Annotated in this window: 4 protein-coding genes; all 4 read left to right on the forward strand. The window is 56.9% G+C overall.

Annotation, left to right across the window (positions count from 1 at the left end; genetic code table 11):
• Positions 1-17 precede the first annotated feature (17 nt).
• The 4 genes from VI01_RS24355 (at position 18) to VI01_RS25865 (ending at position 1,074) form a co-directional block, all read left to right on the forward strand.
• Positions 18-278 (forward strand): hypothetical protein, encoded by a 261-nt coding sequence (locus VI01_RS24355; RefSeq protein WP_045816976.1) that lies wholly within the window; start codon positions 18-20, stop codon positions 276-278.
• A 201-nt stretch (positions 279-479) separates the two neighbouring features.
• Positions 480-716, forward strand: coding sequence for a hypothetical protein (locus VI01_RS24360; RefSeq protein WP_045816975.1), 237 nt, complete (start codon positions 480-482; stop codon positions 714-716).
• Between the two features lie 102 nt (positions 717-818).
• Positions 819-941 carry a hypothetical protein gene (locus VI01_RS25860; protein ID WP_254919502.1) on the forward strand — a complete coding sequence of 41 codons (123 nt, stop codon included), beginning with the start codon at positions 819-821 and terminating at the stop codon, positions 939-941.
• Between the two features lies 1 nt (position 942).
• A complete protein-coding gene (locus VI01_RS25865; protein ID WP_255253270.1) occupies positions 943-1,074 on the forward strand; it encodes a hypothetical protein in 132 nt (43 codons plus the stop codon).
• Positions 1,075-1,182: the final 108 nt, after the last annotated feature.

Here is a 1,182-nt window from a genome sequence, read left to right on the forward strand (position 1 = left end):
AAACGGAGGTAGTAAATTTGTCTATTCAACACGACGGGAAAGGGCACGTCATTATTGGCGAGGCGGCACTGAGCCTGGCGCTGGGCGAAAAGGAAATAAGCGTGCAATCGCTTATTGCCGAGCTCGGACACATGGCGGAGGCCGGCGGCAGCGATAACCGGCTCACTGAAATATCCGAAGCCAGAAGCTGGCTGAAGAGCTTCCACGAGCCGGAGCAGGCCGTCCGGCACGTGCCGTACCTGCAGACCCTTGCGGGCCTGAACGACGAGAAGAACTGACGCCAGAGGACATAGTCCGGCTCTGGCCGGAAGACGACGATGAAGATGACCTCAGCGGTCGCGCTCAGGCGTGTACCGGCCGGAGAACCTGTCAGGGACGACACTCTCCGCTTATCCCGCGCTTAAATCGCATCAGAAATTAATTCCTTCGTTATATATTCAGGCATACATTGCTCCTTTTATCATGGAAGGAGGCCGCGTATGTGGCAGTTTTATTATCTGCTGAGAATGGAGCAGCAGGAACAGCTTCACGTGAAGGGCTGCGTGTGCCTGGAGGACCACCCGGAGCGTCAGTTCCTGGGCTCGGCCGTGAACTACCGGCACGCGTATCAGATTGCGTCACATCAGCTGAAGATACGGGCCTGCATCTGCCGTCTGTGCGTGGACGACAGCATGACCGAGGCGCGGGACGCCTCGCTTTCACCGCCCGCGCAATGAGCGGTTTTTACGCTTAAGTCACAGACCGGATATTTATTCACCTTCCGGTACCGTCACGCGGCTAAACTTAACGTTACCCGATACCGGGTGACGGAGGTAAACATGGCTGACCGTAACGATAAAAATGTGAAGGATGGCAAAGACGCCGACCACAGCAAGCTGCCCGCGGGCAACAAAAAAGACACCAGGGACAGCGATACCATGAAGCAGAAGGGTGGAAAATAGCATGTCTGACCAGCCGATGCCTGACGATGCGACCCCGCTGCCGGACCACGAGCCGGCGCCCGGTCATGAAGACGAGGTGCCGGGCGGCGACAGAGACATTCCGCCCGACCGGGGCGCCACCCCGCTGATTTAACCGCCTCCGGGCGGTTTTTTTTGGTGCTTATATCTGCGCGCCGCTTATCGCGATACACTGTGTATATCCCCAATAAGCGGAGCGCATCTGAAAACCGAAAATGAAATA

The sequence above is a fragment of the Pantoea sp. SM3 genome (assembly GCF_000963995.1).
Classification (GTDB): domain Bacteria; phylum Pseudomonadota; class Gammaproteobacteria; order Enterobacterales; family Enterobacteriaceae; genus Pantoea; species Pantoea rwandensis_B.